The sequence below is a fragment of the Flavobacterium yafengii genome (assembly GCF_030010375.1).
In the GTDB taxonomy this organism is placed as follows: Bacteria; Bacteroidota; Bacteroidia; order Flavobacteriales; family Flavobacteriaceae; genus Flavobacterium; species Flavobacterium yafengii.
The window spans coordinates 1-11,560 of the sequence record NZ_JASCRY010000001.1 but is presented as its reverse complement, the minus strand read 5'-3'; the positions used below and the strand labels follow the sequence as shown (position 1 = coordinate 11,560).

Below are 11,560 nucleotides of genomic sequence, written 5' to 3'. Positions count from 1 at the left end.
TTTAATTATAATAAAATTAAAAAAAGTTTTTTTATTTAAACTAAAAATATAAATTTGCTCTACTACAAGTTTAATATAACTAAGATAATTTATTTAAAACTATTAAAATTAAAAAAAATGGCAAACGTTAAAAAAGAAAAAGGTGCAAACGGAGGAGGAATGATTTCAGGAATCATTATAGTAGCATGTATTTTTGTTGGATGGTTAATTTGGAATTTCATAATGGGTAATGGCGCTAATTTTGAAGGCGGTGTTAATACAGGTCACCCATTACCAGGAAATATGTTAGCAATGGTTTATAAAGGAGGTCCTATTGTACCGGTATTGTTAGGATTGTTATTAATGGTTGTTGTGTTCTCATTTGAGCGTTATGCTGTAATTTCAAAAGCAGCTGGTACAGGAAATCTTGATCAATTCATGACAAGTGTACAAAAAGACATTAAAGCAGGTAACATTGAAGGAGCTATAGCTTCATGTGACAAACAAAAAGGTTCTGTTGCAAATCCAATAAAATCAGCTTTATTGAAATACCAAGAAGTTAAAAAAGAAGGTTTAGATAGCGAAGCTGCTGCTGAAACTATTCACAAAGAAATTGAAGAGGTTACTTCATTAGAAATGCCAATGTTAGAGAAGCACATGACTGTACTTTCTACAATGGTATCATTGGGTACGCTTGCAGGTTTGTTAGGAACGGTAACGGGTATGATTAAAGCATTTAGTGCTTTATCTGCTGCTGGTACTCCGGATCAAGCTGCACTTGCAAATGGTATTTCTGAGGCTTTGATTAATACTGCTACAGGTATTTCTACTTCTGCTTTAGCAATTATTGCTTACAACTTCTTTACTTCTAAAATTGATACTTTGACTTACTCTATTGATGAGGCAGGTAATACAATTGTAAATACTTACAGACACTTCAGAAGTACACAAAAATAATTAATAATTTAATTTACAGGGAAATAGAGGTCTGGAAAACAGATTCTATTTTCTTGTAAGTATAAAAAAGAATATTAATGGCTATAAAAATGCAAAAAAAAGCAGGGTCTACTGATATGACGGCTATGTGTGATGTCGCTTTTCTTTTGTTGTCGTTCTTTGTAATGACAGCAACAGCTAAGATACCAGAAGCATTGCCAGTTGATACTCCTGCGTCAACAGTTCAATCAAAGTTGCCGGATGATAATTTAGCTACTATAACTGTTGGAAAAGGAAAAGTTTTCTTTGACTTAAAGGGAAGAGAAGTTAGAAAAAAGGCACTTGAGTTGATGGGTCAAAAATACGGTGTTGCATTTACGGAAGAAGAATCTGCAAAATTTGCTTTAATGGAAGGTATTGGAGTTCCAATTACCAATCTTAAGCAACTGATTGCAATGAAGACTGCGGACAGAAGTAAACCGGGTTTACAACCAGGGATTCCTAAAGATTCATTGGATAATCAATTGCATGAGTGGATATACAATTCTCGTATTGCAAATATTGATGTTAATGACAAAGAATTGCAGCTTTCTATAAAAGGTGATGCAAAAGAAGAATATCCTGCAATTAAAAAAGTTATGGATATTTTACAAGACCAGAAAATCAATAACTTCTTTCTAGTTACAGGTTTGAGAGCAACAGAAAAATAATTAAAAAAATACACTAAAATGGCTGAATTAAATACCGGCGACGGTGGAGGCAAAAAAGGTGGAAAAGTAAGAAGTAAAAAGTCAAACTCAAAAGTGGATTTAACTGCTATGGTAGATTTGGCGTTCTTATTGATTACGTTCTTTATGCTTACGACTACGTTGTCTAAACCGCAATCGATGCCTTTGGGTTTGCCTGATAAAGAAGATGATCCTACTGATAAACCAATCAAGGTTGATGAAAACCGTACTTTAACGGTTTTACTAGGAGACAATGATAAGATGGTTTATTATATGGGTTTATTAGCAACTCCAATTGCTGGTCCTAAAGATATTTCCTATGGTAAAGAGGGTATTCGTAAAGAATTATTGAAAAGAAAAAAATCAGTAGTTGAATACACTGGGAACAAAGACAAAGGTTTAATAGTAATTATCAAACCAAGTAAAAAATCAAATTACCGTAATTTAGTAGACATACTAGATGAAATGGCTATTGTTGGAGTACCTTCAAATGCAATTGTAAATGATTTTTCTCCAGAGGAACTAAAATTGTTAGAAGGTAAATAAGATTTTCGTATTTACTCTATAACCTAATAATTAAGAAAAATGAAATTAGATATATTCACAAACCAATGGCTTGATATTGTATTCGAAGGTCGTAATAAAGCTTATGGAGCTTACGAACTAAGAAAATCAAATAACAAGACTACTGTTAGAGCACTTATCTTTGGTGCAATTGTTTTTGCTCTAGCTGTTAGTATGCCGCTTATTTTAAGCTTACTACCAGATTCTTCGGAAGGTGATGAGACTTTAGATACTAAAATTGTTAGTATTAAATTACCACCTAAAGAAGAAATAAAAAAAGATGTTCCACCACCGCCACCACCGCCACCAAAAGTAGATCAGGTAAAATTTGTTAAACCAGTGGTTGCAAAAGCGGAGGAAGTAACTGAAGAGCCACCTAAAACTGTCGAAATTAAAGATAAAAAATTAGGTGCTGAAACTATTAAAGGAGATCCAGATGCTGTTTTAACTGTTGAGCCGGTAGGTACCGGAACTGCAGCTGTAGTTGAAGAAGTTGATAACCAAATTTATAACACTGCTGGTATTGAGGTTAAACCTGATTTTCCAGGAGGAATCGATAAATTTTACAAATTTGTTGGTAATAACTATCAAACTCCAGAAGAAGAAGGATTAAAAGGTAAAGTTTATGTTACTTTTGTAGTTGAAAAAGACGGTTCTTTGACTGATATTAAAGTAATTAGAGATATCGGTTATGGAACAGGTAAAGAAGCTATCCGTGTTTTGAAAAAATGTCCTAAATGGACACCGGGTGAGCAAAATGGTAAAAAAGTGAGAGTACTTTATTCTCTTCCAATTACTATTCAATCTGCAGAATAATGTTAAATAACATACTTAATAATATTAAGAAGAAATCGCTTAAAGAGCGATTTCTTCTTGTTTTAGGAATTTTGTTTTTTCTGGTTTACCTTGTTTTAGGTTTATTTATTATCTTTATGAAGAATTTCCCTCTAGCAATGGAACCTACTTATAGAATTGCTTTTGGGGCTTTACTTATTGTATATGCTTCTTTTAGATTCTTTCGAATTATTAATGATAATAATAACTAGATCATGAAAAATCATTCAAAACTTCCGTATTTCATTTTATTTTCACTGGTAATTTTAGTGTTAGCTTGTAATAAAGCTACTAATAAAAAAGACAATGAAACTATACTGAAAGGATCGACTACAATTTACGTAGATGAAACTTTGGCTCCTATTATTGAAGATCAAGTAGCTGTATTTGAAAATGAATATGAGGCTAAAGTAAAACTTGTTGCTAAATCTGAATCTGAAACTGTTAACTCTTTATTTAATGAAAAAGCTGCAATAGCTATCTTATCTAGAAATTTGACTACTGAAGAATTGAAAATTTTTAAACAAAGAAAAATTAATCCTAAAATAACTGTTTTTGCTACCGATGCTGTAGCTTTTATCTCTAATAAAAGCAATAAAGATACTCTAGTAGCGTTAAAAGATGTTATTAGTTTTATGCAAGGTAAGTCAGTAGCGTCAATCAAAGGATTGGTTTTTGATAACCTAAACTCAAGTACAGTCCGTTACATGAATTCTTTGGCAGGTATAAATGCTATCCCTGAAAAAGGTGTTTTCTCATTTAAATCTAATGATGAAGTTATAAAATATGTTTCTGAAAATGATGGTATGATAGGTGTAGTTGGTGTTAATTGGCTTTCACAGCCACTCCCAGCTATGCAGAAATACGTTGATGATGTAGCTACTTTAAGTGTAAAAGGGCTTAATGGTGATAATTATTACATTCCATCACAAAATAATATAGCAGAAGGAAAATACCCTTTGGCACGTGATTTGTATATAATCAATTGTCAAGGTTTTTCTGGATTAGGAATGGGCTTCGCCTCATTTGTTGCTGGAGATGTCGGACAAAGAATAATTTTAAAATCTGGATTGCTACCTGTTCGTATTCCTACAAGGAAGTTTACAATAATAGGAAAAGGCCAAAATGATAAAAAATAAATTAACTACAATTAAAATGAATAAATTAAAATTTTTTAGTGTTGCATTGTTGGCTTCCGCTTTTGCGAGTCAAGCACAAGATATTAATCAGGCAAAAAAGGCTATCGATGCAGAGCAATTTGAAAGCGCAAAAACGATATTAAAATCGATTATCAAAACAAAACCAAGTAATGGTGCTGCTTTCTTTACTTTAGGGAATGTGTATCTTACACAAAGTGTGGAAGATTCTGCTAAGATTTATTTTCAAAATGGATTAAATGCATCTGATGAGGCTAAATTGAATTATATTGGTTTAGGTCAAATGGATTTAGATAAAAATGATGTGACTGGTGCACAAGCTAAATTTGCTTTGGCGACTAAAGACATGAGAAAAAAAGACGTGCAAGAGCATGTTTACATCGCTAGAGCTTACATGAATGCTGCAAAACCGGATTATAAAAGTGCAATTGCAATTTTGAATCGTGCTGTGATAAATAATTCTCAAGATGCTCAATTGCAACTTGCTTTAGGAGATGCTTATTATGGGGATGGGAAACAAAATGAAGCTTACGTTGCTTATAGAAGTGCTTTTCAAGCAGATAATACTTTGTTAAGAGCTAAAATGCAATTAGGTGTTTTGTTGAAAGGTGCTAAATCGTATGATGAAGCTTTAAAAGCATATAACGAAGTAATTGCAATAAATCCTAATTATGGACCGGTTTACAGAGAGTTAGCTGAAACATATTATAAAATCGCACGTAATAAACCGTCTCAAGCTGCTGCAAATTATAAAACGGCAATAGGTCATTATGACAAATACATGTCTCTTACGGACTATTCTATTCACTCAAGAATGCGTCGTGCCGATTTTCTTATCTTGATTGAAGATTATGTAGCTCTTGAAGCTGAGGCTAATAAAATGATTGAATTAGATAAGGTTAATCCAAGAATATATCGTTATTTAGGATATGCTGCTTATAAAAATGGAAATGTGGATGTGGCTATTAAATCATTGGAAAGTTTTATCACTGCACCAGGAAATAAAGCTATCGCTTTAGATTATTTATATTTGGGTTTGACTAAAATTAAAAAAGGAACTAGTGCTGATGGATTATCAATAGATCCGAGCGCTTTTAGTTCAGGTATGGCAGATATCAAAAAGGCCATAGAAATGGAGCCTTTAGCAGTACAGGATTTAAGTGAAGTTGGTAAAAAATTATTTACACAAAAATTATACAATGAATCTGCTGCTATATTTGAATTTGGAGCAAATACTAAAGAATCAACAAATTTTCTAGATGACAATGTATATTATGGTTTAGCAAATTATTATGCTAATATTAATAAAGGGAAAGATGTAAAGGTAGATGTTGTTGCATTACAAAAAGCAGATGCAGCTTTTGAGAAAGTATTGGAAGCTTCTCCAGCTTATCTAGAAGCCTATCTATACAGAGCAAGAACAAACAGATTGCTTGAAAAAGATGATGTCATGGTTAAGAACTATGAAGATTATGTTGCAAAAACTACAGAGTTAGGAGCTGAGGAACTTGCTAAACCAGCTGTAAAAGCTAAAATTATTGAAAGCTATAATAATATGGCAGCAAGTTTTGCTAATACAGATAAACCTAAAGCGATTGAATATTTTAAAAAAACATTAGCCTTAGATCCAACAAATAATTATGCTTTGGAATCTATAAAAATTTTAAAATAACTAAATTTTTTAATATCAAAAACCGATAGTCTTTTGGCTATCGGTTTTTTTATGATTAATATTTACAGTTTTTTTTAAAATTTATTTTCATGAATGGGATTATTAAATTATTTATCCCTTTGAAAGTTTACTTTAGTCTAAGTTTTCAAATTAACTCCTTTTCAAATTAACTATCTTTGCACTTTAAATAAAATAAATGTTATCAAAAGAAATACAGTTAGAGGTTAATAAAGGGGCTATGCTTCCATTGATGGAGGAATTTTATACTATTCAAGGGGAAGGATTTCATACTGGGACAGCTGCATACTTTATTAGAATAGGCGGATGTGATGTGGGTTGTCATTGGTGTGATGTTAAAGAAAGCTGGAATGCTGAATTACATCCTCCAACAGGTATCGATTTAATAGTTACAAATGCAAGCAAATATTCAGAAACTGTCGTTGTTACTGGTGGAGAACCTTTAATGTGGGATATGAATTTGCTGACGCAAAAGTTAAAAGAAAAGAATAGAAAGGTTCATATTGAAACTTCAGGAGCGTATCCGCTTACAGGAACTTGGGATTGGATTTGCTTGTCTCCAAAGAAAAACAAATTACCAACAGAAACGGTTTATGATAATGCACACGAGTTGAAAGTTATCATTTATAACAAGCATGATTTTATTTTTGCCGAAGAGCAAGCTGAAAAAGTGAATAGTAATGCGATTCTATTTCTACAGCCTGAATGGAGTAAAAAGGAAGAAATGACTCCGCTGATTGTAGATTATGTGATGAACAACCCAAAATGGCGTGTTTCCCTTCAAACGCATAAATATTTGAATATTCCTTAAAAAATAAAAATTCCAAATGCAAACTAAGTTGTATTTGGAATTTTTTTATTAGTGGAGAAAAAAGTTTAAAAGTTCGATCACCAACTTTTTTGTTTTTTTAATTCCGTGACATGTGCTAAGTGGTGGTTTCCATGCCAAGCATACGTTCCAATTGTTTCCTTAATTTTAAATTCCTTGTTGTTTTCAGGGTGAATAAAAGTTTTTTCTAAGTCTGCTTCAGATAGACTATTCATTAAATATGCCAAGCGAAAGTGTAAACCTTCCAGAAAAGAAAGAGTAGGTTGAATAGGCATTGTCAAATTATCATGTAATTCAGCCCAACGATCTTCATGATAGAATTTTATTGTTGGATTATCTTCGGTCAGCGCCCATTTGATTCTAATGAAACAATTCATGTGACTGTCGGCACAATGATGAATTACTTGACGAATAGTCCAGCCATCTTGTCGATACGGTGTTTCGAGTTGTTCCTCGGTTAAATGAAGTACTTCTTTTTTTAATCGTTCTGGGAAACTGGCGATTTCTGCTATTTTAGTATTGAGATAATCGCTTGAATAAATTTCCGGGGCGATAAATTTTCCGATAGGATAACGTAATTTTTCTAATGTTGAGTTTTCCATATTATAATGTTCTTTTAAATCGAAAGTTTAGCTAAATAGTCATAATGTTCCCCTTCAAGAATTAACTCGCTTTGTAATCCATTGGCGAAAGCCGCATTTTGTAAAGTGTTATAATCCAAGTAGAGCCAAGGAAATTGGTCTTCTTTTTCATTTTTATAACGTATAGTAAAGGTCAATTCGCCGTAATATCCTTTACTAGGAATCCATTTCCCACCATCTTCATCATTATCAAACATATAAATGATATCTGAAGAATCAATTAGAATTTGTCCGTTTGGATTTAGCAAACTCCTTAATTTCTGTAAAAATGTAGTCGTTTCTTTTAGTGTTCCAAAAATACCGGTTCCATTCATCAATAATAAAATGGTGTCAAATTTATTTTCAGGATTATTAGAATCCATTTCAAGGATATTTTGAACTTGAACATTTTTCAATCCACGAAGTTTGCAGGCTTCAACTGCATTCTGAGAAATGTCAATCGAATAAACATCAAGATTTCTTTCGTTTTGTAAACACAAACTATGACTTCCTGCGCCACAACCTACATCCAAAATTTTTCCCTTCGCAAGTTCTAAGGCTTTCTGCTCCAGTTTTGGCATTTCATTATAAGAACGAAATAGATATTCAACACTCATTTCATCTTCTTCGGAAATGGAGGTTTCTGTGATTAAATCTTCCGGGGAATTATTAGTTTGAAAATCAAGTATGGCTTTGCCAAAAAGGTCTTTCATTGTAGTTGATGTGTTAATTTGGTGATTTGTTGATTTGTTTTAAGTAATTTTGCGGAATGTTTTATCGAATAACCGAAAAAACAAATTTACGAATGAACACTATTTTAAACAATCTTCCTAAAGAAGCCAAAGATAAGCATATCGAAAACAAAAAGTATTTCGATAAGCTGAAAAAGAAGACACCAAAGAATTTGGATTACGTGATGCAGGATTTGCATGACGCTGAATTCAAGAAAACGGATTGTTTAAAGTGTGCGAACTGTTGCAAAACTACTGGTCCGTTATTTACGGATGCGGATATTGAGCGTGTTTCAAAATATCTTAGACAAAAACCACAACAGTTTATCGAGCAATATCTTCGCATTGACGAAGACAGAGATTATGTGTTACAAAGTGTGCCGTGTACTTTTCTGGATAATGAAAATGCATGTATGATTTATGATGTTCGTCCAAAAGCATGTAGAGAATTTCCACATACGGATAGAAAAAAGTTTCAACAAATCACAGACTTAACATTGAAAAACGTAGCTATTTGTCCGGCTGCTTTTAATATTGTAGAGGAAATGAAGAAGAAATTGCCACTTTTTTAGTCATAAAGTCAAAACTCTTAAAGTCATAAAGAGAAGGGTTTGAAAGTTAAATGCTATTTTGAAGCGAATTTAGGACTTTTGACTTTAAAAACATTCGACTAGTATATCAAATATTTCGATCTCATTTCCTTGAACTTTATTAACCCTTTCTTCCAACTTTCTCTGATTTTATCTTCCGAAGTTCCCGCTTCTATTTGCTGTTGCAATTTTTTGGTTCCTGCAAGTTTGGTAAAAAAAGGATTAAAGAATTTTGATTTGTCTGTTGTGGTTTGATACGCTTTAATTATCCATTTTAATTCCAATCGATTTACTTTTTTAGCTTTAGATAAATCTTCTCCGTAACATTCGATACCATTGTAAACTGGTTTTTGTGCGCCAAAATTTGGTTTAGGAATAAAACTAAAATCACTTTTTGGTAAATAAGGAGAACCATATATTTGAAATTGTTTTTCAGTTCCCCTTCCCACACTCACATTTGTACCTTCAAAAAGACACAAACTCGCATAAAGATTTGCGGCTTGATCGTTCGGAAGATTCGGTGAAGGTTTTACAGGTAAACTATAATTCATTTTTCTATTGTAATTAATACAAGGAATAACGGTCAATTTGCATTGCACTTCATTCTTTAACCATTTTTCACCGTTTATCATTTGCGCATATTCGCCAATTGTCATTCCGTGAAGTAACGGGATAGGATGCATACCCACAAAACTGGTATATGCAGTTTCAAGAATTGGCCCGTCTACAATACTTACGTTAGGATTTGGTCGGTCTAGAATTAAAAGCGGAATATTATTTTCGGCACAGGCTTCCATGATATAATGTAACGAAGAAATATAAGTATAAAATCGTGCGCCTACATCTTGCAAATCAAAAACCATAATGTCAATTCCGGCTAGTTGTTCTGGTTTCGGTTTTTTATTATCGCCATAAAGCGAAATAATTGAAAGTCCAGTTTTAGAATCTTTCCCATCAACTACATGTTCGCCTGCATCTGCAGTTCCGCGAAAACCATGTTCTGGTGCAAATATTTTTTGGATAGCAATGTTTTTTTCTAATAGAAAATCTACTAAATGCGTTTTATTAGATAGAATTCCGGTTTGATTAGTGACAACGCCAATTTTCTTATCCTTTAATAATGGTAAATAATTGTTGTAATTATCAGCTCCAGTCTTTATTTCTGTTTTTGGATTGTCTTCAGCTATTTCTAAATCCGATTTTACATTTTTCCTTGCGTCAGTTTTTCTGGCAGAACAGGAAGTCGAAACGATGGTTAAGGATATAATACTAAGCGATATTTTAAAAAATGAGTTCATATATAGATTCAAATAAAATTAATGCCAATTAGTGTAATTCGTGTTTTAGCTGTATTTTTGGCTTTAGCAACGCAAACTGGCGAAGCAAATCCAAATTAGAAAAGCAATCAAATTGAATTTAGAATATTTCATCGCCAAACGACTTATAACTGCTAAAGATTATAAAAGTAGCATATCTGCGCCAATTATAAAAATTGCAATCTCAGCAATTGCCATTGGTATGATTATGATGATTGTTTCAGTAGCAACCGGAATTGGACTGCAACAAAAAATCCGAGAGAAAGTTTCAGCCTTTAACGGACATATCATTATTTCGAATTACGACAACAATCAATCCGAAGTTACGCTGACACCCATTTCTAAAAAACAAGATTTTTATCCAAAGTTTACATCTGTTCCCGGAGTTGAGCATATTCAAGCCATTGCCAGTAAAGCTGGAATAATTAGAACGGAAACTGCTTTCGAAGGGATTATTTTCAAAGGAGTGGGGAACGATTATAAATGGGATAATATAAAGGAATACATTATACAAGGAAGAATTCCAAATGTCAATGGGGATTTAAACGAAGAAGTTGTGATTTCTCAGTTTATTGCAAACAGACTGAATTTAAAAGTGGGTGATGCATTCAATACTTTCTTCATGAAAGAGAAAGGGTATAACCTGAGGAATTTTGATATTGTTGGAATTTTCAATTCTGGTTTTCAAGAATTCGACGCTACCTATATAATAGGAGATATTCGCCATATGCAACGTATTAATAAATGGGCTCCAGACCAAATCGGAGCTTTCGAAGTTTTTGTAGATGATTTTAATACTATAGAAGCTACGGGAGAGCAGGTCTATGCACAAACGGCATCAACATTAGACACCAAAACTATAATTGAGAAATACAGTTATATATTCGAGTGGCTGCAACTATTCGATTTCAACATCATCGTTATATTAGTTGTCATGATTCTTGTCGCTACAATCAATATGGTAGTGGCGCTATTAGTGCTTATCCTGGAGCGAACACAAATGATAGGAATTCTAAAAGCGTTAGGCACCAATAATTGGTCAGTTCGAAAAATATTTCTGTACAATGCCTTCTATCTTATAGTAAGAGGGCTCTTCTGGGGGAATCTAATTGGTATCTCATTACTACTAATCCAACAACAATTCGGGATAATTCAACTTCCTCCTGAAAATTATTACGTCAATCAAGCGCCGGTATACTTAAATTGGGGATACATACTGTTGTTGAATCTGCTTACCGTGACCGTTTGTTTCTTGGTATTATTAATTCCTTCCTATATAATAACCAAAATTTCACCGGTAAAAGCCATACGTTTCGATTAGAAATTTATTTTGAGCGTTCCTTATTATATAAAGAGAGGCGAATCAAAAAAAGATAATCGCCTTTCTTTATATAATGATTCGGGCTATGTGCTAGAAGTCTTCGTCCGGTTGAGTTTGAGACTCAACGGGACTGTGGTCTATTCACTTTAAATGAAATTCACAGAACTCGGATTAAAATAAAAGTGAAGTAATCCCTAATGCGAACTTCGGTAAAGCGGAGCTTTTTGTTGTTTTGAGGAATTCAAAAAGACATCCAGACGATACC

12 protein-coding genes are annotated in these 11,560 nt (G+C 33.0%); 9 read left to right on the top strand and 3 right to left on the bottom strand.

The window, feature by feature from the left end; genetic code table 11:
* Nucleotides 1–117 precede the first annotated feature (117 nt).
* The 7 genes from QLS97_RS00065 to QLS97_RS00030 all read left to right on the top strand — a co-directional run bounded on the left by QLS97_RS00065 (nucleotide 118) and on the right by QLS97_RS00030 (nucleotide 6,699).
* Nucleotides 118–936 carry a MotA/TolQ/ExbB proton channel family protein gene (locus QLS97_RS00065; protein ID WP_282713091.1) on the top strand — a complete coding sequence of 273 codons (819 nt, stop codon included), beginning with the start codon at nucleotides 118–120 and terminating at the stop codon, nucleotides 934–936.
* A 77-nt stretch (nucleotides 937–1,013) separates the two neighbouring features.
* Entirely contained in the window at nucleotides 1,014–1,625 is a 612-nt protein-coding gene (locus QLS97_RS00060; protein ID WP_282713671.1) for an ExbD/TolR family protein, read from the top strand.
* A gap of 18 nt (nucleotides 1,626–1,643) precedes the next feature.
* Nucleotides 1,644–2,189, top strand: coding sequence for an ExbD/TolR family protein (locus tag QLS97_RS00055; RefSeq protein WP_282713670.1), 546 nt, complete (start codon nucleotides 1,644–1,646; stop codon nucleotides 2,187–2,189).
* Nucleotides 2,190–2,228: 39 nt separating this feature from the next.
* Nucleotides 2,229–3,023, top strand: coding sequence for an energy transducer TonB (locus tag QLS97_RS00050; RefSeq protein WP_282713669.1), 795 nt, complete (start codon nucleotides 2,229–2,231; stop codon nucleotides 3,021–3,023).
* A 233-nt stretch (nucleotides 3,024–3,256) separates the two neighbouring features.
* Nucleotides 3,257–4,180: a PstS family phosphate ABC transporter substrate-binding protein gene (locus QLS97_RS00040; RefSeq protein ID WP_282713667.1), complete on the top strand. Its 924-nt coding sequence runs from the start codon at nucleotides 3,257–3,259 to the stop codon at nucleotides 4,178–4,180.
* Between the two features lie 16 nt (nucleotides 4,181–4,196).
* Nucleotides 4,197–5,870: a tetratricopeptide repeat protein gene (locus tag QLS97_RS00035; RefSeq protein ID WP_282713666.1), complete on the top strand. Its 1,674-nt coding sequence runs from the start codon at nucleotides 4,197–4,199 to the stop codon at nucleotides 5,868–5,870.
* A 196-nt stretch (nucleotides 5,871–6,066) separates the two neighbouring features.
* Nucleotides 6,067–6,699 (top strand): 7-carboxy-7-deazaguanine synthase QueE, encoded by a 633-nt coding sequence (locus QLS97_RS00030; protein ID WP_282713665.1) that lies wholly within the window; start codon nucleotides 6,067–6,069, stop codon nucleotides 6,697–6,699.
* A 77-nt stretch (nucleotides 6,700–6,776) separates the two neighbouring features.
* On the opposite strand, the gene QLS97_RS00025 is transcribed toward QLS97_RS00030, so the two are convergent.
* Both QLS97_RS00025 and QLS97_RS00020 read right to left on the bottom strand, forming a co-directional pair.
* Nucleotides 6,777–7,319 (bottom strand): YfiT family bacillithiol transferase, encoded by a 543-nt coding sequence (locus tag QLS97_RS00025; RefSeq protein WP_282713664.1) that lies wholly within the window; start codon nucleotides 7,317–7,319, stop codon nucleotides 6,777–6,779.
* Between the two features lie 14 nt (nucleotides 7,320–7,333).
* Complete coding sequence (locus tag QLS97_RS00020; RefSeq protein ID WP_282713663.1) at nucleotides 7,334–8,050, bottom strand: class I SAM-dependent methyltransferase; 717 nt, start codon at nucleotides 8,048–8,050, stop codon at nucleotides 7,334–7,336.
* Nucleotides 8,051–8,142: 92 nt separating this feature from the next.
* Here QLS97_RS00020 and QLS97_RS00015 point away from each other — a divergent pair, with 92 nt between their 5' ends.
* Nucleotides 8,143–8,640, top strand: coding sequence for a YkgJ family cysteine cluster protein (locus tag QLS97_RS00015; protein ID WP_282713662.1), 498 nt, complete (start codon nucleotides 8,143–8,145; stop codon nucleotides 8,638–8,640).
* 98 nt (nucleotides 8,641–8,738) lie between these two features.
* On the opposite strand, the gene QLS97_RS00010 is transcribed toward QLS97_RS00015, so the two are convergent.
* On the bottom strand, nucleotides 8,739–9,956 hold the full coding sequence (locus QLS97_RS00010; protein ID WP_282713661.1) for an exo-beta-N-acetylmuramidase NamZ family protein: 1,218 nt from the start codon (nucleotides 9,954–9,956) through the stop codon (nucleotides 8,739–8,741).
* Between the two features lie 112 nt (nucleotides 9,957–10,068).
* Between QLS97_RS00010 and QLS97_RS00005 the strand changes: the two genes are divergently transcribed.
* Nucleotides 10,069–11,295 (top strand): ABC transporter permease, encoded by a 1,227-nt coding sequence (locus QLS97_RS00005; RefSeq protein ID WP_282713660.1) that lies wholly within the window; start codon nucleotides 10,069–10,071, stop codon nucleotides 11,293–11,295.
* Nucleotides 11,296–11,560: the final 265 nt, after the last annotated feature.

Bases quoted from the DNA above. Each gene is read 5' to 3' on its own strand.
- QLS97_RS00065 (WP_282713091.1), top strand. From the start codon at position 118: ATGGCAAACGTTAAAAAAGAAAAAGGTGCAAACGGAGGAGGAATGATT.
- QLS97_RS00060 (WP_282713671.1), top strand. From the start codon at position 1,014: ATGGCTATAAAAATGCAAAAAAAAGCAGGGTCTACTGATATGACGGCT.
- QLS97_RS00055 (WP_282713670.1), top strand. From the start codon at position 1,644: ATGGCTGAATTAAATACCGGCGACGGTGGAGGCAAAAAAGGTGGAAAA.
- QLS97_RS00050 (WP_282713669.1), top strand. From the start codon at position 2,229: ATGAAATTAGATATATTCACAAACCAATGGCTTGATATTGTATTCGAA.
- QLS97_RS00040 (WP_282713667.1), top strand. From the start codon at position 3,257: ATGAAAAATCATTCAAAACTTCCGTATTTCATTTTATTTTCACTGGTA.
- QLS97_RS00035 (WP_282713666.1), top strand. From the start codon at position 4,197: ATGAATAAATTAAAATTTTTTAGTGTTGCATTGTTGGCTTCCGCTTTT.
- QLS97_RS00030 (WP_282713665.1), top strand. From the start codon at position 6,067: ATGTTATCAAAAGAAATACAGTTAGAGGTTAATAAAGGGGCTATGCTT.
- QLS97_RS00025 (WP_282713664.1), bottom strand. From the start codon at position 7,319: ATGGAAAACTCAACATTAGAAAAATTACGTTATCCTATCGGAAAATTT.
- QLS97_RS00020 (WP_282713663.1), bottom strand. From the start codon at position 8,050: ATGAAAGACCTTTTTGGCAAAGCCATACTTGATTTTCAAACTAATAAT.
- QLS97_RS00015 (WP_282713662.1), top strand. From the start codon at position 8,143: ATGAACACTATTTTAAACAATCTTCCTAAAGAAGCCAAAGATAAGCAT.
- QLS97_RS00010 (WP_282713661.1), bottom strand. From the start codon at position 9,956: ATGAACTCATTTTTTAAAATATCGCTTAGTATTATATCCTTAACCATC.